Source organism: Flavisolibacter nicotianae, from assembly GCF_003628535.1.
GTDB lineage: Bacteria > Bacteroidota > Bacteroidia > Chitinophagales > Chitinophagaceae > Flavisolibacter > Flavisolibacter nicotianae.
The window spans coordinates 387,104-409,997 of the sequence record NZ_RBCI01000003.1 but is presented as its reverse complement, the minus strand read 5'-3'; the positions used below and the strand labels follow the sequence as shown (position 1 = coordinate 409,997).

Here is a 22,894-nt window from a genome sequence, read left to right as displayed (position 1 = left end):
TTTACTTTTCTTGTTGGTGCTGGTCGTGTTTTCGCTGGCCGAACGTGACAGCAAGAAACTCGACCGTTTGTACAGGACCGCTCAATTGATTCAGCAAAAAGAGGCGGTCCACACCGCACACAACTCTCCTGTCTCCTACTGATTTTTTTGCAATGGAACACCTGCGCACCCTGCTTTTCCTCCTGCTCGCTTTTCTTCTTTCACCCACATCCGTTCCTGCGCAGGATACCGTTAGATCCATGAATGATTCATCGCCTGCCGCGGTTCAAAAAATGGTCAGAGCGGAATTTGAGCGCTGGCAGGACAGCATGAAGGCCGTTCGAATAAAGCAGGATGTGCAAGCGCATGGAAAAACCCTGGATGCCTTCCTCAAGGAAATGAAGGAAAGAGAAAACGAACAAAAACGGCAACGGCTTTTCCGCATCGGTTTGGGAGTGGCGCTGCTGATCGCACTGGCCATTGTCCTAGTACGGCGACGGAAGAACTCCTGAACCCTTAATTCACCATCTTATTGGCGCAACTGCTACTGGCAAAGGCTTCGGGCTTGGCCTTGAACGCAAAGCCCATCCCCAGGATATAGCCCATGGCTTCTTTCAGGGCATCGTTGCTTTTGAAGGCCGGATTGGTGTTGATGTCGGCATGCACTTCCATGTCCACATTGTATAAAGTAAAAAGATTGCACAATTCGTATGCAATCTCTATACTCTTCGCCACTTCCACCAGCATCCTTTCCTTGATAGAATAACTCTGGAGCGTTTTTTCGTTATGGATAAACATGAAGCCTCCATGCCCCTCCCGTAAAAAGACAATGACGGTGGCAAATTCCGTTTCGCTGCCTTTCACCTGGGAGTCGGTGCCGATGCAAACTTTCAACTTGTAACCAGCGTCGGTTTCTCGCCTGATGGCACTTTCCACAGCGGCGGTGATGGGTAGTTTAATAGGTTCGCCATTAAATTTTCTCCACTTCATAAAAAAACGAGGTTTTTCCAAGTTACGGAAAAACCTCGAGGTACCAAGAGCACGGATTATCGAAAGTGTTAATAACTACTGTTTCATAAACTTCTCCGTATACTGTTGCTGGTTATTGGCAAAGCGCAACAGGTAAAGGCCACTGGTTAAAAAGCCCGTGGAAATGCTGTTTAATCCTGCGGAGAGTTGGCCTTTTGCGATGGTACGGCCGTTGAGATCTGTAACCAGGTAAGAATAACCTGCAGGGCTGTTCACCGAAAGGTTACCCGAGACCACGTTGCCCAAAAGCGACGGCCTGGCTTCGGCCGTGTTGCTGCGAAGGGCGGCAATGTTGGAATAATACTGGCGGCCATCATCAAAGGTCACGTTCATGCGGTAGTACGACCGGTTGGTCTTGGCGGGCACGGTCCAAAAGGTTCGTGCACCTGCCGAAACGCTGGCCAGCGTGTTAAAGGTGGTACCATCTGTTGATGTTTCCACGACCTGCTGCACCACGCTTTCATCGGCAACGATTTCCCAGTCCAGCTTGTGACGGCCGCTTTCTGCTGCCGCTTTCAGTTCCAGTCGGTGCAAGGGCAAGGTGGTTTGCACAAGGGAACCGTTCAGGGTGTACGAACCAAGGCTTGCGAAGCCAGGCGCATAGGCATTGCCTGTGCCTTTTACCCGCAGGTAATAGGTTCCGGCATCCAAAACCGTATCGATGCTGGCGCTCAGTTTCGTTGCAGGGTTGTATACAATTGAGTCGGTCTGTTTGCTGTTGAGCAGGGAAACCTGCATATCAACGTCGGCTCCCGCATCGTCCGCGCCAATGCTGAACGGCAGTGCGCTCAACTGGAAACGATTCTTCGAGGCGACCGTGAATTTTATCAGGTCGGCATCTTCCGGGCTTTCAATAATACCCTTGACAGCAAACTGGTTGTTGGTAAAAGTTGCCGTCGTTGCGGTCGAACTGGTATTGCCATGATCATCTTTTCTATACCCAAAGCCATTGCTCCCGGTAATGACACCCAGGTCGTCCTGCATATAGCTGCAGCCAAATGGATTGCTGCCGTAATGCCACAAGGTTTGGTTTTGGTAATAACCGACCCCCATGATTGGCGCCCAGCCAAAATTTGTCGTGGAGGAGCCGCTTCCAGGGTTGTACTCGGAGGTCTTGTTACAGGAAGAATCGTATTTTGACTGGTGGTTAAGCCCCAGTGTGTGACCAACTTCATGCGAGGTGGCTTCTGCAATAAACTTGACATTGTAGTTCAGCAGGGCTGTAAACACAAAGCACGGTGTATTGTCGCCCCATGTAAAGGAGTTGTTGAAGGAAACGCCACCGGCACTGCCAAACCAGGAGGACGACGTGGTCAGGATCACCCGCATACGCTGCGTAGCCGGTGCATTCCAGTATTTCGTAGAGTCGGTCGTTACATTGACATTAAACGGACGGTAGTCTTCCGAAACCCGGTTGAAAATTTCGGTCATCTGCGTTGCGTTAAGGTTGGCAGAATTACACACGATCGGGCCGTCGCCATTCCAGCTGGTGCCGTCTACTGTCTGGCCGTCAAAATCGATAAAGATGGTTGCAATGGAGTCTTTATAGCTACTGAGTTTGGGTACCTGGGCGAAGGTTGCCTGTGAGATGCAAAGCAAGAGGATTGCGCACAGGAGAGTAAAAATGTTTTTCATGCGTTGTTTGGATCGGATTAGTGTTTGCGTAGGATGGATTGAAAAACGTGCTGGTTATTCGTTTACCAGTTCATTGATACTTTTTTTGCGAATGACATACCCCTGTCCTTCTTTGGCAATTTCCAGGGCATCACCGCCGGACTTGTCGAGCATGCGACCGATATAGGACATCGTGCCGTTAGCCGCTGTAATGCGGGTAAACGTAAAAACGGCTCCCTGTCGGTTGGTGCGGATGACGACACTTTTAACGTTGGGATCGGCAGGATTTGATTTGCTCACCACTGCTCCGACGACGGGAAAACCGGTGGCCAGTGTTGCGTTGACCCGGGTGCCGACAGGCAGGTCCAAAAGACTTTCGGCATCGGCGATGCGAAGGGGCATTTTTTCGGGCAGGTCGGCAAAGATTTTCGTCTTGTCGTTGCGGAAATTGTTTTGGCGAAGGATGGGCTCCTGTGCAGAGGCCTGCACAAAGCAAAGCGTCAATAACGCCAGTACGGCGCAGGATTTTTGCTTTTTCATACGATTGGATACTGATTTGGCGCAGTGGTTAACTGCTCGGTTGTTCAATTGGTACGCATTGCAATATTTCGAAAAATTTGCACTGTTTCAAAGTATTCGGAGAGGTTTTCCGAAAATCGAGAAAAAGTACAAAAGCCAAAAGGAAATGCCCTTCGTACAATCACGAAATCGGTTATCGTAGAAAACAGAATGAGGCATCGGAACACTCCTGTATCCTTTACGAACAGCGCCGTTCCTGCAGGAACGGCGCTGAAAAAGACGAGGCTAAACTTGTTTCCCCTTTGATTTAAGCCACCATGAAGGCCATATGATACCGAATCAATACTGGCCGGTTGCCAGCATAACCAGCGTGCAGGCCACGACCGGCTCAATGCCCTTTTCTTCAGCCATCTTCATCAATTCGGGATTTTCCGTACCCGGGTTAAAGATGATGCGTTTGGGATTCAGGCTGAGAATATAATCGTAATACTCCTGCTGGTGCGTTGGATTCAGGTAAAGCGTTACGGTGTCTACCCCTTCTTCCGCCACAGGTGTTTTAGATATGGAAATACCGGCCACCTCCGTATCCTTTCTGCCAACGGCCACCACCGGGTGCCTGCCTGCCTTCAGCCGGTTCATCGCCAGGTAACTGTATCTTGATGGATTTGCCGATGCCCCCAATACCAATGTTTTTTTTGTTTCCATAATTCGGTTGAAAGTACAAAGGCTGTGCCTTAAAACGGTTTGCCGTGTGTCAGGCGGATAACAGGGGCGGCCAAAAACGGTGCAAGCCGGAAGGCATGAACAAACCCATTGCTTAGCCTGTTGCTGCCAAAAAAGCGCTGCAGCAGCCGCCCGGCCTGAAGCCGCCGGGCAAATTGCACGTCCCACGCCTTCGTGTAGTTTTTCTCCAGTTCGGTACGGGAGAGCTGCTGCTGCAAAAATGCGTCGCCGAGAGTGGTTGCAATCTTTGCCGTATGCAGTGCTATGCTCATTCCGTTGCCGCAAAGCGGCGTGATCATGCCGGCTGTGTCGCCCAGCATCAGCACGCCATTTTCCACCGTTGATTTTTGCGCAAAACTGATCTGAGAAATGGAAACGGGGAAACCCCGCACAACAGCACTGGATTCAAAAATTTTCTTCAGATGCGGATTTTGGTACAGGACCTTTTGCTGCATCGCTTCGATGTTATTGCCGTTCTGTTTCAGGTTTTCGGCCCTTGTCATGTAACATAGGCAATAAGTATCGTTTTCGATTTTGGAAATACCGCAATAACCATTTTCAAAATTGTGGAGTCCGATGACATTGGATGGCCATGAAGTTTGAACGTGATACTTAATGCCCACGAAGTTGTTCAATCGCTTGTTTTGTTGCTGTAAAAAGGGACGGTTCCATTTCACATCGAGATTGCTGCGCTTTCCATAGGCTGCCAGGCAAAGCCGTGCATTGATCTTATGCTGACGGAACGAAACCGTGAATCGTTCGCCCTGCTCAAAGCCGTCCGCTTTTGTATTTTGCAACAGGTGCACGCCTTCTCTTTCAGCAAGATCTGCCAGGGCACTATCCAAACGGTAACGGCTGACGCCAAACCCTCCCAGGGGCAACCGGGTGGTGAATACGCGGCCGCTTGCAGCCGTTAGCTTTAGTATGTCGATGGTAGGTAGATTCCACTCCTGCAACGGCAGGCCAAGAGACTGCAAAAAATCGCGGCTTTCCCAACTAATGTACTCACCGCAAACTTTATGAAACGGGTAGGTTTCCTTTTCGAGCAACACAACGCTATGGCCCTTCCTGCGCAGGAGGATTGCAGCGGCCAGGCCTGCGAGGCCGCCACCGATAATTGCAACATCGTATTCAGGAAAATGCTCCATGGGATTCGCAGGTTAACAACCAACGGAAGGCCCATCGCCATTGACAGCGATAGCCTGAAATTTGTGCAGCAGAAAAAATACGTTCCCAGTCCTTCCGGCTGAATCCCCTGCGCACGGAAAGCGGTGCATCATTCCTCACCAGGTAACTTTTCGAGAACAAGGCCGTCAGAAACCTGATGGAATAATACGCCAGCGGGTGCCGGTGAAGGTCATTGATAAAAAACCCGACTTCGCTGTTGCCTGCCATCCATTTGAGTTGCTGCACCAACTCCTCGTCGGTAAAGTGATGGCAGAACAGAGAAGAAAAAACAATATCCGGTCGTGGTGCCAGTTTCACCAACCGGTAATCGGAATGAATAAACAGGATTCCTTCGTTGCGCTTTTGCTCCTGTGCAAACGCGATGCATTCTGCGTTATAATCAATGCCTGTCAATGCCACCGGCAACTTGATGTGCGTCGCCCATTCCTTGATGGCACGAAGGTTATCGCCACCCCCGCAACCAATTTCAACGATGCGCAGCCGCTTGTTGAAAATTGCATTGTCCTTGATCAGTGCTACAATACCGTCGAGTGTAATGTCGTGACCGCCCAGCCTGCGGTTAATGAAGTCCAGCTCCTGCATGTTCCGCCTGATATCGGCAAACGAGATATCATCTCCGTCGAGAAGTTCTTTCTGGTAGGTTCTTTTCCTGAACGATGGCATGGGCATCAATTGGCAATTGACTCGTTGCAACAGACAAGTTAATTTCTTTTACAGCAAAATGCGCTTCTCCTTTTGCCCGTTGCCGAATGCCTTAAGCGTGGGCGGTAAAGGTTTCGACGGTCAGCCCCGGGCCAAATGCCGCACCAAACAGGTTAGGAATTTTCTTTTGATGAAGCATCCTTTTCAGCACGAACAAGATCGTGGCCGACGAAAGGTTTCCCACTTCGTTCAGCACGTCGTACGAGCCTTGCAACTGCCCGTTGGTGAAGGATAGGCTTTTGTGAATGGCCTGCAGGATGCGGCGGCCGCCAGGATGGATGCACCAGTGCGAAACGTCTGCAACACCCAAACCGGTTTTTGCCAGTGCCCGCCGGGCAATGGCGGCAAAATCTTCTTCGATCAGCTCAGGCACATACCCGCTCAGGGTCATCAAGAACCCGGAAGACGAGAGCTCCCATGCCATGTCGCGACGGCCTTTCGGATTGATCTCGCTGTAAAAAGAATCAATCGTCAGCCCGTGTTCGGCAGCCGTATCGGGCAGTACAAGAGCTGCAGCCGCACCGTCGCCAAACAGCATAGACGATACCATGTTATCCGTTGTTGGTTCCCGTTGAAAATGCAGCGTGCAGAGCTCTGTGCACACAATCAGTACCTGAGCCTCCTGATCGCTTTTGCAAATCGCATCGGCCAACTTCAATGCATGGATGGCAGCATAGCAACCCATGAAATTGACCGAGGTGCGAAAAATTGTTTTTTCAAAATCCATCAGCTCCATTACCTGCAGGTCAAGCCCGGGTGCGCTCATGCCGGTACAGCTTACCGTAATGAGGTGGGTGATGTTTTTGTGGTGATGAAGGTGCGACAGGCAATCCCGGATGGCATCGACGGAAAGCAGTGGCGCCTGCTTATGGTAAACGGCCATGCGTTGCTCCAGCGAGGGAAAAGGTTCCAGGCTTTCGGTTGGGGAATAAAATTTCCATTCCGGTAGTGGCCGCGAATAATCCGGCAAAACAGAAAAGCGCTGCGCAATGCCCGATTGGCTGTAAAGGAAACGCAGTTTTCGGGCCTCCTTTTCGTTCAGTGCAAATACATGCTGCATGAAGGAAAGAATGTCCGCCTGCCGGTGACAATGTGCCGGCACGGCCGTTCCTATGGAAATAATTTTACTCAATGGTTAAGGACAATTAGGGTCGCGAAAAATGCCGTGGTGCAAAGAGTAGAGAGAAGATTCATGCGTAAGCTGTTTTTGAAATCTGCCGCCTTTTCATCCCGCCAAACCCTGCCCATCCAATACAGAAAAAATAGGACCACAGGCAGAAGACAGAACACGTAAAGCCAAAAAAAGTTGGGCTTGTCCTGCAGCGTAAAAAGCCGGTACATCCCAACTGTAGCGAGGAGGAACAGCAGCATACTGAACACGAACGTCCCTCTTTTACCCAGCAAATAACTGATCGTGGTTACACCATCCCGCCGGTCTTCCTCATGCTGGTAGACCTGCGTCAGCGGATACAAAGCGCCAATAAGCAAACTGGCTAAAAAAAGCGGCAGCAGCGGTACCTGCGAGATTGTCAATCCTGTCACCGCATGGTAGGTCAGCAAAAAAATGAGCGCACCCTGGAAAACAAAGACGGTGAGAAAGCCGGTCAGCGGGTATTTTTTCAAGCGGATGCCGCGGTAACTATAGGCTCTGGAGGCAAGAATGTAAAGCAATACACCCGCTGCAAAGACCGGTGAGACCAGCAACGACAACACAACCGCAAAAACATCCATCGAAACGGAAACATAAAACAACTGTTTCGTTGGCTGGAGGGGCGAAGCGAGTCCGCCGATGGGCGTTTCATCCCTGTCCATATAGGAATTGTAGCCATTGCTGGAAGGATAAACCAGCAGGTGGAGTATGCAAAATGAAAGAACCGCGTTGAAGGCATTGATGACCGGCGCCTGGCTTAAGGCGAATAGATAAACGGGCAACAGGAAGAGCGAAAAATGAAAGCGCAGCAATTGAATCGTGGAGCGTTGAAGCATGGTAAGGTTGAAGGAAAAGGCTGTCTTCCCCGGTTCTAAAATACGCAAGGTTCACCGCACTCTCCTTCCCTTTAACGACAGCGCTAGTGGTGCTGCGGATAACGAGAGCAAATATTATCGTCCTATTGGACTGAGAAAAATAGACGGGAAGAAATCGGTGAATGAAAAGTGCCGAAGAGAATTCCCCAACGCTGAAGAGTGCGACGCAACGGGAGCTTCATCGATATTCTGTTGCTGGCACCAAAAAAATATTCCGCTCCGTCGGAGCTTTGTTCACTCTTCTATAAACAGGATGCCCCTTCGGGGCAAAAGAAAAGCCGTCGGCGGAGACGCCAAACGGCAGCAAAAAGCCTCCACCAGCATGACTGACGAAGGCTTTGAAGTATCGTGCAAAAGCAATTGTCTGTGCCGGGCCACTTCCCCCTTGGGGGATCGAGGGGGCCTTTCCCTGCAGGGGTTTGGGGAGGCCACTTAGCTCCTTTTAAAAGCCCATTTGGCCATTTCTTTCCAACTCGGCTTTTTCCCGTACATCAGGATTCCCGTACGGTAAATTTTACCGGCGAACCAGGTGGTGAGCACAAAGCCCGCGATCAGCAAAACCATGGACAGGGCCAGTTGCCACCAGGGTACTGTTCCCGGCACGCCAAAGGGAACGCGGGCCATCATCACAATGGGTGAGCTGAACGGAATGATGCTGCCCCAGAAAGCCAGGTCGCCGGTCGGGTCGCTAACGGCAGCAGTCATGATGGCAATGGAAAAAATAACCAGCATGGTAACAGGGAAAGCCAGCGACTGCGCTTCCCGCATGTCTTCGTTTACAGCACTGCCGATAGCGGCATAGAGCGACGAATAAAAAAAGAAGCCACCGAGCAGGTAGAAGCCAAAGCAAAACAGAACAAGCGGAATGTTGATGCGGGTAAAAATGTCCTGCGCACTTGCCACTATGCCCGAAACGGCGTTGCTGCCGGCACCTGATGCCTTGGTGATATTAAAGATCACAAAAGCAAAAACGATCCACAACAGGAATTGCGTCAGCGCCACCAGGCTGATCCCTATGATCTTGCCCAGCATTAACTGGAAGGGACGCACCGAGGAGACCATCACTTCCGCAATGCGGTTGGTTTTCTCCTCCATCACACCCATCATTACCTGCGAACCGTAAATGAGCAGGATGAAATAGATCAGGAAGGCACAGATATACCCAACGCCACTGGCAATACCGGCATTGGCACCCTTGTCCTGCAGGTTTTCCTCCTCGAGGCTGATGCGGTTGCGGTCGAGCGTTGCCCTTGTCTGTTCGTCAATTCCCAGTTTTTGGTATTTGAGATTGTTCCAGATGCTATTGAGTTTGTTCTGCACCCCCACAATAGATTGAATGCCGTGCGTTTTGTCGGTCCGCAGCACCACTTTATGTTCTTCACTCCGCCAATCCGTTGCCGGGATGACCACGTAGCCATCAAATCCCATGGAGGAAAAATGCTGCTTCACACTATCCTGATTGGCCGTCACGTATTCGAGGTAGGAAGAACTGTCCCGCAGGTTGCTTTCGGCCACGGTCCGTTTGTCAAAAAGACCCGAAGAATCGATGACGGCAACCCGCAGTTGCTTGGATGTTTTTTTGGCGATGTAGCCCGTTCCGAAAATAAGCAGGAGGTAGAGCAACGGGAACATGATGGTAGAAATGATGAATGTCTTTTTGCGAACGCGGGTCAGGTATTCGCGTTTTATAATGAGCAGGGATTTGTTCATGACGGGTCAGTTTATGCAGTAAGGTTTTGGAATTGACGGGTAGCCGGTGTGCCTTCCACCAACTCAATGAATATATCGTTCAGCGAAGGCAGGATCTCATTATACGATGTGATCGCGCCGCCTTCCTGCAGCAGGGCTGTCAAGACAGTGTTGGAGGTATAGCCTTCCGCAATCTTCACAACGACGGATTGTTCTTCTTTCTTGATGACGGAATAGGACGGGTGATCCGGGACGATCGGTTCGCCATCAAAGCCAATCCGGAACAAACCTTCCTTGAATTGCTGCCTTGCTTCTTTTACCGTGGCATCCAGGATTTTTTTGCCTTTGTTCACCAGGACAATGTGATCGCAGATCTCTTCTACCTGTTCCATCCGGTGTGTGCTGAAGAGAATTGTCGCACCGTTTTTTGCCAGGTTAAAGATCTCGTCTTTGATCACGTTACTGTTTACCGGGTCCAGGCCGCTAAAGGGCTCGTCCAGGATAATCAGTTTTGGATTGTGTACCACGGTGGTCACAAACTGCAGTTTCTGGCTCATCCCTTTCGAGAGGTCTTCCACTTTTTTATTCCACCAGCTTTCCATTTCCAGTTTCACAAACCATTGCCGGATCAGTCGGGTGGCGTCACTGTGCGAAAGCCCTTTGAGTTGAGCAAGGTAAAGGGCCTGCTCGCCGATCTTCATTTTTTTGTACAGGCCTCTTTCCTCCGGCATGTAGCCAATGCGTTCCACGTCTTTCAGGGCATCGAATGGTTTGCCTTCGAAGAGTATGTCGCCGCTGTCGGGAAAAAAAATACCGGTGATCATGCGGATCAGTGTGGTCTTGCCGGCACCATTTGGCCCGAGCAGGCCGAAGATGCTTCCCGGTGCTACGGAAAACGAAATATCATCGACGGCTTTTTGGGTAGCGAAGTATTTTTTCAGGTTGCGGGCTTCCAACAGGTTGTTCATGCTACAGGTTTTGGTCGAAAATTTTTGACCATCAAGATTACATCTTTCTGCCTACAAGCCTCCTCTTTTTTTGACAAACGGGTTGTTTGTCCATCCCAATACCGACGAAGCAAATGCGAAACAGCAAAATATTGGGAGTCAACTCCTGCCGGCCTATTTTTGGACCTGCTTTCTAAACCATCTTTTCACATGATAAAAACAATCAGAAAAATTGCATTGTGCTGTTTCTTTTTCGCCGTACCGTTCTTTGCCATGGCCTGGGGTATGCTGGGTCACCGCATCGTTGGTGAAATTGCAGACTCTTACCTCACGTCGAAAGCACGGGCCGAGATCCAAAAAATCCTGGGAACCGAGTCGCTGGCCATCGGCAGCAACTGGGCCGATTTTATCAAATCCGACACGACGTTCAACTACCTGAGTCCCTGGCACTATGTCAACCTGGAAAAAGGCCTTTCCGAAGCACAGGTTCTCGCCTACCTGAAAACGGATACTGTAACCGACGTTTACACCCGCATCAACTTTTTGGTAAAGGAACTGAAAAACAAAAGCCTCCCGCTCGAACAGAAGCGGATGTACCTGCGCCTGCTGGTGCATTTTGTGGGCGATGTGCACCAACCGATGCACACCGGCCGCAAAGAAGACCTGGGCGGAAACCGTGTACGGGTCATGTGGTTCAACGCACCCTCGAATCTGCATTCGGTTTGGGATGAAGGTTTGGTCAACTACCAGCAATTGAGTTATACCGAATATGCAGCCGCTATCAATCACACAACAGCGCCGCAGCGGCAGGCATGGCAAAAACAACCGGTGACGGCGTGGATTGCCGAGTCCTACGCCATCTCCGAGCAACTGTATCCCGAGATCACGGAAAAAGACCAGCGGCTTGGCTACGAGTACAATTTTCACCATATCGGTACCGTGAACGAACGGCTTCTGAAAGGCGGCGTGCGGCTGGCCGGCTTGCTGAACAGCATTTTCAAATAAGGACTCCGAAACGATTTATTCAACCAAAGCATTTCCGGTACAAAGAGTGCGATGCTCTACTGCCGGCAATGCTTTTTATTTTCCTGCACCTTTGCAAAAATTTCCTCCATGACGTTTTTGAAAAACCGTGTTGTGTCTGTCGTTTTAATTGTCCTGCTGGCCCTGTGTAGCAGTTGGGGATTTTTAATGCACCGCAGCATCAGCCAGCTTGCCATTTACCAGTTGCCCGCTGCCCTGCAGCCTTTCTTTTACCAGAACAGGGAGGCCATTGTCCGATTTTCGGTTCGTCCCGACGAGCGGCGCAACAGCGACCCTACCGAGGCCTCCAAACATTTTATTGACTTCGAGGCTTATGGCGCAGACGCAGCGCACAAAATGCCGCAGAACTGGGAAGCGGCCGTTGCCCGCTACACAAAAGACACGCTGCTGAAATACGGCTATGTTCCCTACTGGATCATGGTGATGAAAGACCGCCTCACCAATGCTTTCCGACACGGTCAAAAGGATAGTATCCTGTTCTACGCAACCGACATGGCACACTACATCGAAGATGCACATGTGCCGCTGCACACCAGCATGAACTACGACGGTCAGTTGACAAATCAAAAAGGATTGCACGCACTGTGGGAAAGCATGGTGCCGGAACTGACGCTTGAAGAATTCAACCTGAAAGCCGGCAAAAAAGCCAGCTATTTAAAATACCCCGAAAAGGCAGTTTGGAAGGCGGTGCGGCAATCTTTTGCGCTGGTGCCTTCCGTGCTGGAAACCGAACGTGACCTGAGCAAAACATTTACCGACTCCGCCAAATACCGTTATCAAAAACGCAATGGCCGAGACGTCCGTTCCTACAGCCGGAATTTTGCACTGGCCTATGCCCAACGTCTGCAACCCAGCATCAACAGGCAGGCTATCCGGGCGGCCAACCTGGTGGCCGATTTTTGGTACACCTGCTGGGTGGACGCGGGGCGCCCGGACCTCACCAACCTTCTCAACCAGAAATGGGATACGGCAGCCCAGGAAAAACTACAGGAAGAGGTAAAGGCTTACCGCAAGAATAGCCTCCTGAAAAACGGCCTGCTGCTTTCCAAAAAGGGTGCAGGCAATACGGAAGAGTAAACCGGGAACATTCTTTTGGCCAATCATCTTTTGCGACGGTTGGTTAGTTGACGGATGAGAGATGACAGTAGAAACGTTCGATATCGCTTTACGGCCTGTCGCTTCATTTTGAAGGTTCGTTATACAGCACCAAACGCATTGCGTTGCGGTGATCAATCCTTTTCCGGTTACAAAAGAGCAGGCGAATCATCTTCTCGCATGAATGGCATTGGCCACCCGTTCGCCATCCATCGCCGCACTGACAATCCCGCCCGCATAACCGGCGCCTTCGCCACAGGGATAAAGATTTTTAATTTGCGGATGTTGCAAATCCTCTCCTCTCGGGATTCGCACCGGTGATGAAGTTCGCGACTCGGTGGCCACAACAACAGCCTCGTTGGTAAAATACCCGGGCATGCGTTTGCCCCATTCTTTGAATGCCGTTTGCAAGGACTGGTGAACGAATGGCGGCAATACGTTTTTCAATGAGATGGAGTGGATACCGGGCAGGTAACTGCATGCAGGCAGCGAAGAAGAGATTTTATTGTTGGCAAAATCCACCATGCGCTGCGCCGGTGCCACCAACTTTCCCCCGCCTGCCGCAAAGGCCTTCTGTTCGATGGATTGCTGAAAATACATACCGGCCAGGGGGCCGTGTTTTTGATAAGCCGCGATATTCGTTTCATCCACGGTCACCACGATGCCGCTGTTGGCAAAAGGGTTATTTCGCTTCGACGGCGACCAGCCGTTTACCACCACTTCACCTTCGGCCGTTGCTGCCGGCGCAATAATGCCGCCGGGGCACATGCAAAACGAAAACACGCCTTTGCCATTCACCTGCTCCACCACGCTATACGAAGCCGGCGGCAGGTACTCTCCTCTCGTCGGGCAATGGTATTGAATCGTATCGATGATGCTTTGCGGGTGTTCGATGCGAACGCCCAGCGCAAAGGGCTTGAAATGGATGTCGATTTGTTTTTGATGCAGCAAGTGAAAAATGTCCCGTGCCGAATGACCAGTGGCCAAAACAATCGCCTCGGCATGTACATTTTCCCCGCCATTTACAACAACACCTTTTGCCGTGTCTCCGTCAAGAAGAAAATCCGTGACCTTGCTTTGAAAGCGGACCTCGCCGCCACATTCAAGAATCTTCTCGCGGATAGCCGTGATGATGTGGGGCAACTTGTTCGTGCCAATGTGCGGATGTGCTTCATAGACGATCTTTTCATCGGCTCCAAATTGCACCAGTGTGTTCAGTACTTTGGCCACGTCGCCACGCTTGGTGCTGCGGGTGTACAATTTTCCATCGCTGTAGGTGCCGGCACCGCCTTCACCAAAGCAGTAGTTGCTTTCCGGATTCATCACGCCTTCTTTGTTGATGGCGGCCAGGTCGCGGCGGCGTGCACGAACGTCTTTCCCTCTTTCGAGGACGATGGGTTTTATGCCCAGTTCAAGGAACCGCAACGCAGCAAACAGTCCGGCCGGACCTGCACCAATCACGATGACCTGTCGTTCTGCATGGTGCACATCCTGCAGTTGCAGTGTCGGCAGTTGGCGTTCCGGGAACGGTTCGTCAACAAAGACTTCGGCTGTTACCTGTACCCACACCTGCCGGCGACTGCGGGCATCGATCGATTGTTTGAGAACGCTATAGCCCGTAAGGCGTGATGGCGCAACAGCACAGGCTTGTGCAAAAAGGGTCGTGAGTTTTGCCGGATCGGCTGCCTCCGACGGCAGCACCTTGAGGGAGATTTTCTTTTGCATGTTGTCAGGTTTTTATCCTGAAAATTGGGGTGATGTGACAGGTCACATCACCGGTTCTCATTCAGACTTTCCAGACCTGGAGGTTTTTTGAAACCTCCAGGTCTGGGAGAATAGTGCGTAGTTTATTGTACCTCGCTTAGTTCCAGCCAGCGCATTTCTTTTTCATCAACCAGTTGATTAATGGCGGTGATACGCTCCGATATTTTTTGCACGTTTTCAAAAGGCAATGCGCCATCAGAAAGCTGCGTGGTCAACTCATCCCGCTCAGCTTCCAGTTGCTTTATTTCCTTTTCCAGGACTTCAAATTCACGTTGCTCTTTAAAGCTTAATTTCTTTTTTGACGGTACCGGTTTTTCTTCCATCGCATGTACAGCAGGCAGCTCTTTTTTCACTTCTTCCGGCAAGGCTTCCTGTTGCTTTTGCCACTCACGGTATTGGGTGTAGTTACCGGGGAAATCCCTGATCCGGCCTTCGCCTTCAAACACGAAAAGGTGATCAACGAGGCGGTCCATAAAATAGCGGTCGTGGCTCACAATCAAAAGGCATCCCGGGAAGTCAAGCAGGAAACTTTCGAGCACCGAAAGCGTTGGCAGGTCCAGGTCGTTTGTCGGCTCATCCAGTATTAAAAAATTGGGATTGCGAAATAAAATGGTGAGCAAATGCAGGCGCCTTTTTTCGCCGCCGCTCAAGCGGCTGATATAGGTGTATTGCTGCTCCGGGGGGAAAAGAAAGAGTTCAAGAAATTGTGCGGCACTCATGCTCGACCCATCGGCCAGCGGAAAATTCTCGGCAATGTTCTTTACATATTCAATCACCCGCATGTCTTCTTTTACCTGCAAACCCGTTTGCGAATAGTTGCCAAAAACAACCGTGTCGCCAACATTGATCTTGCCGCTGTCGGCAGGCTCCAACTGCTGAAGAATATTGATGAAGGTGGATTTGCCGGCGCCGTTCTTTCCCACGATGCCCAGGCGTTCGCCTTTTTTAAACGCGTAGTCAAAGCCTTTTAAAATGACCTTTTCGCCAAAGCTTTTGTACACCTTTTTCATCTCCACGATCTTGCCGCCCAGCCGGCTCATTTTGCTTTGCAATTGCACCTGCTGATCCACCAACTGCTGCTTTGCTTTTTTTTCTATTTCGTAAAAATTATCCTGGCGGCTTTTTGATTTTGTCGTTCTTGCTTTTGGTTGCTTGCGCATCCATTCCAGTTCCTTGCGGTACTGATTCCTGGCTTTGCCAATGCTAGCCGCTTCGGCCTCCTCACGGGCTGCTTTCTTTTCCAGAAAATTTTGATAATCGCCTTTGTGTACATACAGGCTTTCATCCATCTCCCAGATCTCGTTGCACACATTGTCTAAAAAGTAACGGTCGTGGGTGACCAGTATCAGGGTAACGTTTTCTTTGTTGAGATAATGTTCCAGCCATTCCACCATTTCCACATCCAGGTGGTTGGTCGGTTCATCCATCACCAGCAACACGTGCTTGTGTTCAAAGCCAATATCAATCAGCGTCCGGGCAAGGGCAATACGTTTGCGCTGACCGCCGCTAAGGGTTGCGACTTGCTGGTGCAGGTTGTGCACCTTTAGCTTGCTTAGAATTTGTTGCACCTTGGCTTCAAAATCCCAAGCGCCCATGTCGTCCATTTTGATCATGGCATCGCTGAACTTTTGGTGGTATTCTGCCGTATCTTCTTCTTCATCCAGCAATTCTTCGTATGCTTTGATGGCCGCTAACACCGGGTGGGCAACGTGAAAGATGTTATCCAGCGTGGTGGCTGCCTCATCCAGTTTTGGCTCCTGTTCAAAAAAGGCAAGGTCCACGTCTTTGTTGATCCAGATCTTTCCTGTCTCTGCCGTTTCCTGACCGGCAATGATCTTGAGCAAGGTTGATTTGCCTGAACCGTTGCGAGCTACCAGCGCAATCTTATCACCTTCGGAAATGTGAAAGGAAATGTTTTGAAAGAGGGGTTTTACACCGTACGACTTACTCAAATTCTCTGCTGACACGTAATGCATGGCGCAAAGATACACCTCACTCCGGCCCTCGCCTCAAGGAGAGGGAAATTCCAGGAACAAGGCCCGCTTGGGCAAGATGATTTACTATTTCGAAGAATTCCATCCCTTGAAGGGATGGAATTCTTTTTTGCCGCCCTATGTTCCAAACGTTGAACAGAGCCCATCCTTCGTCAGGATAAGCTGTGCAACGGAAGCTTCATGGCTATTCTGTTGCTGGCACCATAAAAAATATATCGCTCCTTCGGAGCTTTGTTCTACTTACGATTCGTTTTCTATTAACAGGATGCCCCTCCGGGGCAAAGAAAAGCCGTTGACGAGGACGCCAAACGGCAGCAAAAAGCCTCCATCAAAAATGATGAAGGCTTGAAGTATCGTGCAAAAGCAAGGGTCTGTGCGATGGAAAGCCCCTCCCTGGAGGGGTTTGGGGAGGCTTTTGGGGATCGAGGGGCTATTCTCCCCAGATCTCGTCTTCGCCTTTAATCCACTTTTTTACCAACGCTGTTGTAACAGATTTCGGACGTTCGAGCGGGAAGCCCAGGACCCTGTCCCAGCAAAGGCTGGTCAGCACGCCCAATGCACGGCTGACGGCAAAGAGCACCGTATAAAATTCGTATTCCACCATGCCGTAGTGAACAAGCAAGGCACCACTGTGTGCATCCACGTTGGGCCAGGGGTTTTTGATCTTGCCGAGCGACTGCAGGATCGGCGGCACGGCTTCGTAAACATTCCAAACAGTTTGGACCAGCGAGTCATCGGGCATGTGCTTTTTACCAAACTCCATTTGCGCGGTAAAGCGCGGATCGGTTTTACGCAAGACGGCATGTCCGTAGCCCGGAACCACTTTACCGGCAGCCAGGGTTTTCTTTACATACTCGACAATTTGTTCCTGGGTTGGCAATTCGGTGCCCAGTTCTTCCCGCATTTCGAATATCCACTTGATCACTTCCTGGTTGGCCAGTCCGTGCAGCGGGCCGGCAAGACCATTCATGCCAGCCGCATAACTCAAATAAGGATCGCTTAAGGCAGAACCAACCAGGTGGGTCGTATGTGCAGATACGTTACCGCCTTCATGGTCGGCATGGATAGTCATGTATAGACGCATGAGCTCTTTGAAACTGTCGTTCTCAAAGCCCATCATGTGTGCAAAATTACCGGCCCAGTCGAGCAGGCCATCGGGCTGAATGTGCACGCCCCCCTTGTACTTGCGGCGGTAGATATAAGCAGCCACCCGGGGCAGGCGGGCAATCAGGTCCATGCTGTCGTCGAACACGGCATCCCAGTATTCTTTTTTGCTCATGCCGGCCGCGTAGCGCTTGGCAAACTGGCTTTCCGTTTGAAGTGCCATCACCGCCGTCACAAACTGTGTCATTGGGTGAGACGATACGGGCAGGGCCTCAATGGTTGCAAAGACATGGTTCGGAACATGGCTGCGGCGCTGCCATACATCGGTGATCGATTGCACGTCGGCTTCTGTGGGCAGTTCACCGATCAGCATCAGGTAAAAAAGGCCTTCGGGCAGCGGCTCGGAACCACGGTCCGCCTTCGGCAGCTTTTCCCGTAATTCCGGAATGGAATAGCCGCGGAAACGAATACCTTCCTGCGCATCTAGAAGCGATGTCTCTGTCACCAGGCCGGTCATGCCACGCATGCCCTGGTAGATCTGCGACAACTGCACTTCTCCAATCTTTTTTGTTCCGTGTTCTTTGAGGAGGTCTTTGATTTCGGCTGCCAACGCGTCGCCTTTCTCCTTAAACCTGTCTTTGATAATTCCCATTAGGTTGTTGATTTTATACTGAGTAGGGTTAATTTAAGCGGGATAAAGTTAAGGAAAGAACTGTTTGGCGTTCGGAGTCCGGAATTCAGGATTGGCATGTTGCCGAAAAATTACCCTGCACATTTCAAACAGGCATCATTTGAAAAGTTTGGCTGAATGAAAGAATAACCCCAAACTCCAAACGCAAAACCCCAAACTTCTTTACTTTTGCGCAACTTAAAATCAGTTATGAGCATTCTTGTAAACAAAGACTCGAAAATACTGGTGCAGGGCTTTACCGGCACCGAAGGCACGTTTCATGCTTCGCAAATGATTGAATACGGAACCAATGTCGTGGGCGGTGTTACACCGGGTAAAGGTGGCACGATTCACCTCGACAGAAAAGTTTTCAATACCGTTGCCGAATGCGTCAAAGAAACCGGCGCCAACGTGTCCATCATTTTTGTGCCGCCGGCATTTGCCGCCGATGCTATTATGGAAGCTGCCGATGCCGGCGTGGGCCTCGTGGTCTGCATAACCGAAGGCATTCCTGTCCAGGACATGGTACGAGTAAAAGCTTATCTGCAAGGTAAAACCACGCGACTGATTGGTCCGAATTGCCCCGGCGTTATTACGGCCGACGAGTGCAAGGTGGGCATCATGCCTGGCTTTGTTTTCAAAAAAGGCCGTATCGGTATCGTATCAAAATCCGGAACACTTACCTACGAGGCAGCCGACCAGGTGGCCAAAGCCGGCCTGGGAATTTCTACGGCGGTGGGTATCGGTGGAGATCCGATCATTGGAACTACAACCAAGGAAGCTGTAGAATTGTTCATGAACGATCCGGAGACCGATGCCATCGTCATGATTGGTGAAATTGGTGGCGGTATGGAAGCCGAAGCGGCCCGCTGGATCAAGGAAGACGGCAACCAGAAACCAGTTGTTGGTTTTATTGCCGGTCAAACAGCCCCTCCCGGACGCCGCATGGGTCATGCTGGTGCCATTGTGGGCGGAGCGGAAGATACGGCGGCTGCCAAAATGAAGATTATGGAAGAGTGCGGCATTCATGTCGTTCACAGCCCGGCCGATATTGGTAAAACGATGGCAGGCGTGATTAAATAAGCTGCAAACTTACAGCGACTGGCTGCAAGCCAATGCACCACGTTTTCGCTGCAGCTTGACTTTGCAAAATCTAAATGAAGCCGGCGGCTTACGGCCTGCAGCTTCTCTAAATAAGTGAGGCCCTTCTTAATCGGAGGGCCTCGTCATCTTCAATAGGGACAGATTCGAACTGTTGTATACCGGAAGTCAAAACCGGAATAGGTTGTTATTTTCAGGAATAGCAAATAGGCTGCCGTAGCTTCGCCCCGTTCAGCCTTCCATGGTAAATTATCGTTAAGGGAACACAATTGTTCCGGATTAGGCAACACCTGCGTTTTCGATCCGCACAAACCACCTGTTCATTCCCTAACCAAGGCAGATCCTACTATCGAAACGGTTTGTTATAAGCCTGCAGCAAAAATGCAACTCCACGCATCACTACGAAAGCAGCATTTCGCATTCATGAAACAATTTCTGCGGATTGATGGCTGCCGTGCCGACTTCTTCGCACACAAGCCCTCCTGCGATATTGGCCAGTTCGGCCATCAGGTGCACATTTTTGCGGGCGGCATACACAAGAGCCGCAACGGCGATCACCGTATCACCGGCACCTGACACATCGGCGATGTTGCGGATGTGCGAAGGAATGATGGCCGCTTCCTCGTCTTTTTGGAAAAAAACGCCTTTTTCCGACAGGGTGATCAGCGAAATCCGGTGCTGTAAAATCGCCTGCAATTCACGGTGAATTTGTTCCAGGTGATGAAGCTCGACATCAACAGAAAGCATGTTCAGGGCTTCCCGCACTTCTTTCAGATTGGGCTTGAAAATGTCGACGCCTTTATAACTGAAAAAATTTTTGCGTTTGGGATCGACGGCGGTGAGGATACCGGCTTGTTTGCAAATGGCAATCACCCCTGCAATGACTTCTTCGGTAAGGACGCCTTTGTTGTAATCTTCCAGCACGACCACCTGGGGCTTTACGTCGTCTGCAAATTGGCGGAATTTTTCAAGCAGTGTTTTTTGGTCAAGCGGGGAAAGATCCCTGGTGATCTCGGCATCCAGCCGCATCATTTGCTGGTTGCGGCTGATGATGCGGGTTTTGTTAGTGGTCACGCGGTCTTCACTTCCAAAACAATAGGCCGTATTGATGCCATGATCTGCATACAGGTTCATCAGGCACCGGGCATCATCGTCGGCACCGGTCACCGACAAAACAAAAGCCTCCGCTCCCATCGACTGCAGGTTCAGGGCTACGTTTCCGGCCCCTCCCAGTCGTTGTTCTTTGTGGTGGAGCGAAACAACAGGAACAGGGGCTTCGGGTGAGATCCGTTCCACTTCGCCCCAGATGTAGGTGTCGAGCATGACATCGCCAATCACACCCACTTTGATCGATTCAAAATCCCGAAACAATTGCCCGAAGTTTTCCATAATTCCCTGCTATGCTTTTTTGCGGGCCAAAGCAACGAAATATATTGGAATTCCAAGAAGTACAATACCCAGACCATAATACGGATAAACTCCCTGATACAGGATGAGCAGCGCACAAAAGGCAATTCCCATTACAATGTAGATGGCTGGCAACAACGGGTAGCCAAACGCTTTGTAAGGACGCTCTGCATCCGGACTTTTTTTGCGGAGAATAAAGATACCGGCAATGGTCAGCACATAAAAAAGTACCACTACAAAGGAAACCATATCCAAAAGGTTTCCATACTGCCCGCTGAGGCAAAGCGCACAGGCCATTGCACATTGAATCCACAAGGCATATTCAGGGACGGCATTTTTGTTCAGCGTTCCGGTTTGCTTAAAGAACAGGCGATCCCTGGCCATCGTGTAATACACCCGTGCACCAGCCAGGATCAAACCGTTGTTACAGCCAAACGTCGAGACCATGATCAGCAATGCAAGAATCGTGGTTCCGATAGCGCCAAAAATTTCGGTTGAAACAGATAAAGCAATGCGGTTATCCTTGGCAAAGGCCAATTGTTCAACAGGCAATACGGAGAGGTACATCAGGTTTGTAGAAACGTAAATGATCGTCACGATCAATGTTCCCAAAAACAGGCTCAAGCCAATGTTGCGTTGCGGGTTTTTGACTTCACCGGCAATGAAGGTCACGTTGTTCCAGGCATCGGAGCTGAAGATGCTGCCCACCATCGCAGATGCAATGGCCCCAAGTGCCGTAAACCCAATGAGGGGAGTCCAGGTGTTGGACGTACCTGGCGGCTTCATTCGTGAAGCGTGTTGCTTGATCTCCCAGGCATCCTGCCAGTTGGCATTCCAGATAGTAGCCTTGGCGGCCAGCAAGCCAAAAATAATGAGTCCAAAAAGTGCTAAGAGTTTTGCTGACGTAAACGTTGTCTGGATCACCTTCCCACTCTTAATGCCACGAGTATTGATGTATGTCAAAAAAAGAATCAGAACGATGCCGACCATTTGTGCCGCGGTGACCTTGAAGCCATCCGCGGAACCGAACAGGATATTGCCATCGCCCAATGACGGAACGAGGTAGCCGAGAAATTTTCCAAAAGCCACGGCTACGGCGGCAATAGTGCCGGTTTGAATCACTGCAAAAAAACTCCAGCCATACAGGAAGCCAATGAAAGGATTGTAGGCTTCACGCAGGTACACATACTGACCACCGGCTTTAGGAAACATGGCGCTCAACTCGCCGTAGCTCAGTGCCGCCGTCAGCGTCATAAAACCGGTGATGAGCCAGGCCGCGATCAGCCACCCGGCCGAGCCCAGGTCTTTGAGCATATCGGCGCTGACGATGAAAATTCCGGAGCCGATCATGGAGCCGGCAACGATCATGGTCGCGTCAGTTAAACCAAGGGAACGCTTGAAGCTTTTGTCTTCCTGAACTGCTTCTCGTGGAGTCAGTACCTCTTCCTGCATGCAAAGAATTTTTTTGGAAGATACGGCGTGGGAGGTGAAACGTCAAACGTGAAACATGAGACGCTTCTTTCCGTCCACAATCACCAACCGGATTTTCTATTGCTTTGGTCTTGCAGAGTCCCAAAAGCAAAACAGGAGAAATCGTTTGATTTCTCCTGTTTCACGTCTCGCGTTTGACGTCTCACTTTTTCTTATACTTTTCGTTCAGTCCCGCGATGATATCGGAAGTAATGTTCAATGCACTGTCGCGGTAAAAGATAAAGCCAGGCTCATAGGCAAGAATATACGAATAGCCTTTGTCCTTGTTGTACTCTTTGAGGTACTCTTCCACTTTGGCTTTTACATCCTGCATTTTGCGCATGTAGAGGTCCTGGTATTTTTGTTCCATTTCCTGCTTGGTGGTGCGAATGCGGTCCTGCAACTGCAGGATGTCGCGGTTGGCTTTTTCACTCTCCACCTGCGACATGGTTTGCGACTGTCCCTGGTAATGCGTGATTCGGTCGTTGTAGGATTTTTGCAGATTGGTCAGTGTTGAATTGATCTTTTCTTCCTCCTTGCCCAATTCTGCTTTTACGTCTTTGATCAGCACAAACGAATTGTTGATGCTGTCCATATCGAAGTAGGCAATCTTGCAATCACCGTTTGCCGCCGGGTTGGTGTGCTTGGTTGAAGCAACACGGGTCTCGGTTCCTTTTTTACCAGCAAAATGCAAGTAAAAAAGAACACCAACAGCAACCAATAAAACAAGATTTAAAATGAGTGAAGCATTCTTCATGCAGGGGAAGATTTATCGGACGAAAATAGGGTTAACAGTGCATTTTGAAGTGTTAAAACGTCAGACGTGAAAC

General features: G+C 50.4%; 20 protein-coding genes. 4 read left to right on the top strand and 16 right to left on the bottom strand.

The features are described 5' to 3' along the window. The first annotated feature begins 152 nt into the window (after positions 1–152). The gene (locus D6024_RS10185) at positions 153–491 is read left to right on the top strand and encodes a hypothetical protein (RefSeq protein ID WP_121354490.1); all 339 of its coding nucleotides are present in this window, start codon (positions 153–155) and stop codon (positions 489–491) included. Between the two features lie 4 nt (positions 492–495). On the opposite strand, the gene D6024_RS10180 is transcribed toward D6024_RS10185, so the two are convergent. From D6024_RS10180 to D6024_RS10130, 10 genes are all read right to left on the bottom strand, one after another. After that, a complete protein-coding gene (locus tag D6024_RS10180; RefSeq protein ID WP_121354489.1) occupies positions 496–969 on the bottom strand; it encodes a ribonuclease H-like YkuK family protein in 474 nt (157 codons plus the stop codon). A 75-nt stretch (positions 970–1,044) separates the two neighbouring features. Next, entirely contained in the window at positions 1,045–2,643 is a 1,599-nt protein-coding gene (locus D6024_RS10175) for a zinc-dependent metalloprotease (RefSeq protein ID WP_121354488.1), read from the bottom strand. A 54-nt stretch (positions 2,644–2,697) separates the two neighbouring features. Then, positions 2,698–3,162, bottom strand: coding sequence for a hypothetical protein (locus tag D6024_RS10170; protein ID WP_121354487.1), 465 nt, complete (start codon positions 3,160–3,162; stop codon positions 2,698–2,700). A gap of 318 nt (positions 3,163–3,480) precedes the next feature. Further along, positions 3,481–3,846: a CoA-binding protein gene (locus D6024_RS10165; RefSeq protein ID WP_121354486.1), complete on the bottom strand. Its 366-nt coding sequence runs from the start codon at positions 3,844–3,846 to the stop codon at positions 3,481–3,483. Between the two features lie 29 nt (positions 3,847–3,875). Further along, on the bottom strand, positions 3,876–5,012 hold the full coding sequence (locus D6024_RS10160; protein WP_121354485.1) for an NAD(P)/FAD-dependent oxidoreductase: 1,137 nt from the start codon (positions 5,010–5,012) through the stop codon (positions 3,876–3,878). Continuing rightward, positions 4,996–5,715 (bottom strand): methyltransferase domain-containing protein, encoded by a 720-nt coding sequence (locus D6024_RS10155; protein WP_121354797.1) that lies wholly within the window; start codon positions 5,713–5,715, stop codon positions 4,996–4,998. The genes D6024_RS10160 and D6024_RS10155 overlap by 17 nt, the downstream gene beginning before the upstream one ends. Before the next feature lie 91 nt (positions 5,716–5,806). Beyond that, positions 5,807–6,886 carry a type III polyketide synthase gene (locus D6024_RS10150; RefSeq protein WP_121354484.1) on the bottom strand — a complete coding sequence of 360 codons (1,080 nt, stop codon included), beginning with the start codon at positions 6,884–6,886 and terminating at the stop codon, positions 5,807–5,809. Beyond that, the gene (locus tag D6024_RS10145; RefSeq protein ID WP_121354483.1) at positions 6,883–7,740 is read right to left on the bottom strand and encodes a UbiA family prenyltransferase; all 858 of its coding nucleotides are present in this window, start codon (positions 7,738–7,740) and stop codon (positions 6,883–6,885) included. The genes D6024_RS10150 and D6024_RS10145 overlap by 4 nt, the downstream gene beginning before the upstream one ends. 471 nt (positions 7,741–8,211) lie before the next feature. Next, positions 8,212–9,489: an ABC transporter permease gene (locus D6024_RS10135; RefSeq protein ID WP_121354481.1), complete on the bottom strand. Its 1,278-nt coding sequence runs from the start codon at positions 9,487–9,489 to the stop codon at positions 8,212–8,214. A gap of 11 nt (positions 9,490–9,500) precedes the next feature. Then, a complete protein-coding gene (locus tag D6024_RS10130) occupies positions 9,501–10,436 on the bottom strand; it encodes an ABC transporter ATP-binding protein (RefSeq protein WP_121354480.1) in 936 nt (311 codons plus the stop codon). Between the two features lie 189 nt (positions 10,437–10,625). Here D6024_RS10130 and D6024_RS10125 point away from each other — a divergent pair, with 189 nt between their 5' ends. Further along, complete coding sequence (locus tag D6024_RS10125; RefSeq protein WP_121354796.1) at positions 10,626–11,420, top strand: S1/P1 nuclease; 795 nt, start codon at positions 10,626–10,628, stop codon at positions 11,418–11,420. A 108-nt stretch (positions 11,421–11,528) separates the two neighbouring features. After that, positions 11,529–12,536: a zinc dependent phospholipase C family protein gene (locus D6024_RS10120; RefSeq protein WP_121354479.1), complete on the top strand. Its 1,008-nt coding sequence runs from the start codon at positions 11,529–11,531 to the stop codon at positions 12,534–12,536. Positions 12,537–12,722: 186 nt separating this feature from the next. Here D6024_RS10120 and D6024_RS10115 read toward each other — a convergent pair whose 3' ends face one another. The 3 genes from D6024_RS10115 to D6024_RS10105 all read right to left on the bottom strand — a co-directional run bounded on the left by D6024_RS10115 (position 12,723) and on the right by D6024_RS10105 (position 18,068). Next, a complete protein-coding gene (locus tag D6024_RS10115; protein WP_121354478.1) occupies positions 12,723–14,279 on the bottom strand; it encodes an NAD(P)/FAD-dependent oxidoreductase in 1,557 nt (518 codons plus the stop codon). A gap of 122 nt (positions 14,280–14,401) precedes the next feature. Next, the gene (locus tag D6024_RS10110) at positions 14,402–16,294 is read right to left on the bottom strand and encodes an ABC-F family ATP-binding cassette domain-containing protein (RefSeq protein WP_121354477.1); all 1,893 of its coding nucleotides are present in this window, start codon (positions 16,292–16,294) and stop codon (positions 14,402–14,404) included. Positions 16,295–16,742: 448 nt separating this feature from the next. Then, positions 16,743–18,068 carry a citrate (Si)-synthase, eukaryotic gene (locus tag D6024_RS10105; RefSeq protein WP_121354476.1) on the bottom strand — a complete coding sequence of 442 codons (1,326 nt, stop codon included), beginning with the start codon at positions 18,066–18,068 and terminating at the stop codon, positions 16,743–16,745. Between the two features lie 228 nt (positions 18,069–18,296). Between D6024_RS10105 and sucD the strand changes: the two genes are divergently transcribed. After that, positions 18,297–19,169: a succinate--CoA ligase subunit alpha gene (gene sucD, locus D6024_RS10100; protein WP_121354475.1), complete on the top strand. Its 873-nt coding sequence runs from the start codon at positions 18,297–18,299 to the stop codon at positions 19,167–19,169. A gap of 417 nt (positions 19,170–19,586) precedes the next feature. Here the strand turns inward: sucD and D6024_RS10095 are convergent, their stop codons facing one another. The 3 genes from D6024_RS10095 to D6024_RS10085 form a co-directional block, all read right to left on the bottom strand. Beyond that, a complete protein-coding gene (locus D6024_RS10095) occupies positions 19,587–20,576 on the bottom strand; it encodes a bifunctional heptose 7-phosphate kinase/heptose 1-phosphate adenyltransferase (RefSeq protein ID WP_121354474.1) in 990 nt (329 codons plus the stop codon). A 9-nt stretch (positions 20,577–20,585) separates the two neighbouring features. Next, positions 20,586–22,046, bottom strand: coding sequence for an APC family permease (locus D6024_RS10090; protein ID WP_121354473.1), 1,461 nt, complete (start codon positions 22,044–22,046; stop codon positions 20,586–20,588). 181 nt (positions 22,047–22,227) lie between these two features. Then, the gene (locus D6024_RS10085; protein WP_121354472.1) at positions 22,228–22,821 is read right to left on the bottom strand and encodes an OmpH family outer membrane protein; all 594 of its coding nucleotides are present in this window, start codon (positions 22,819–22,821) and stop codon (positions 22,228–22,230) included. Positions 22,822–22,894 lie beyond the last annotated feature (73 nt).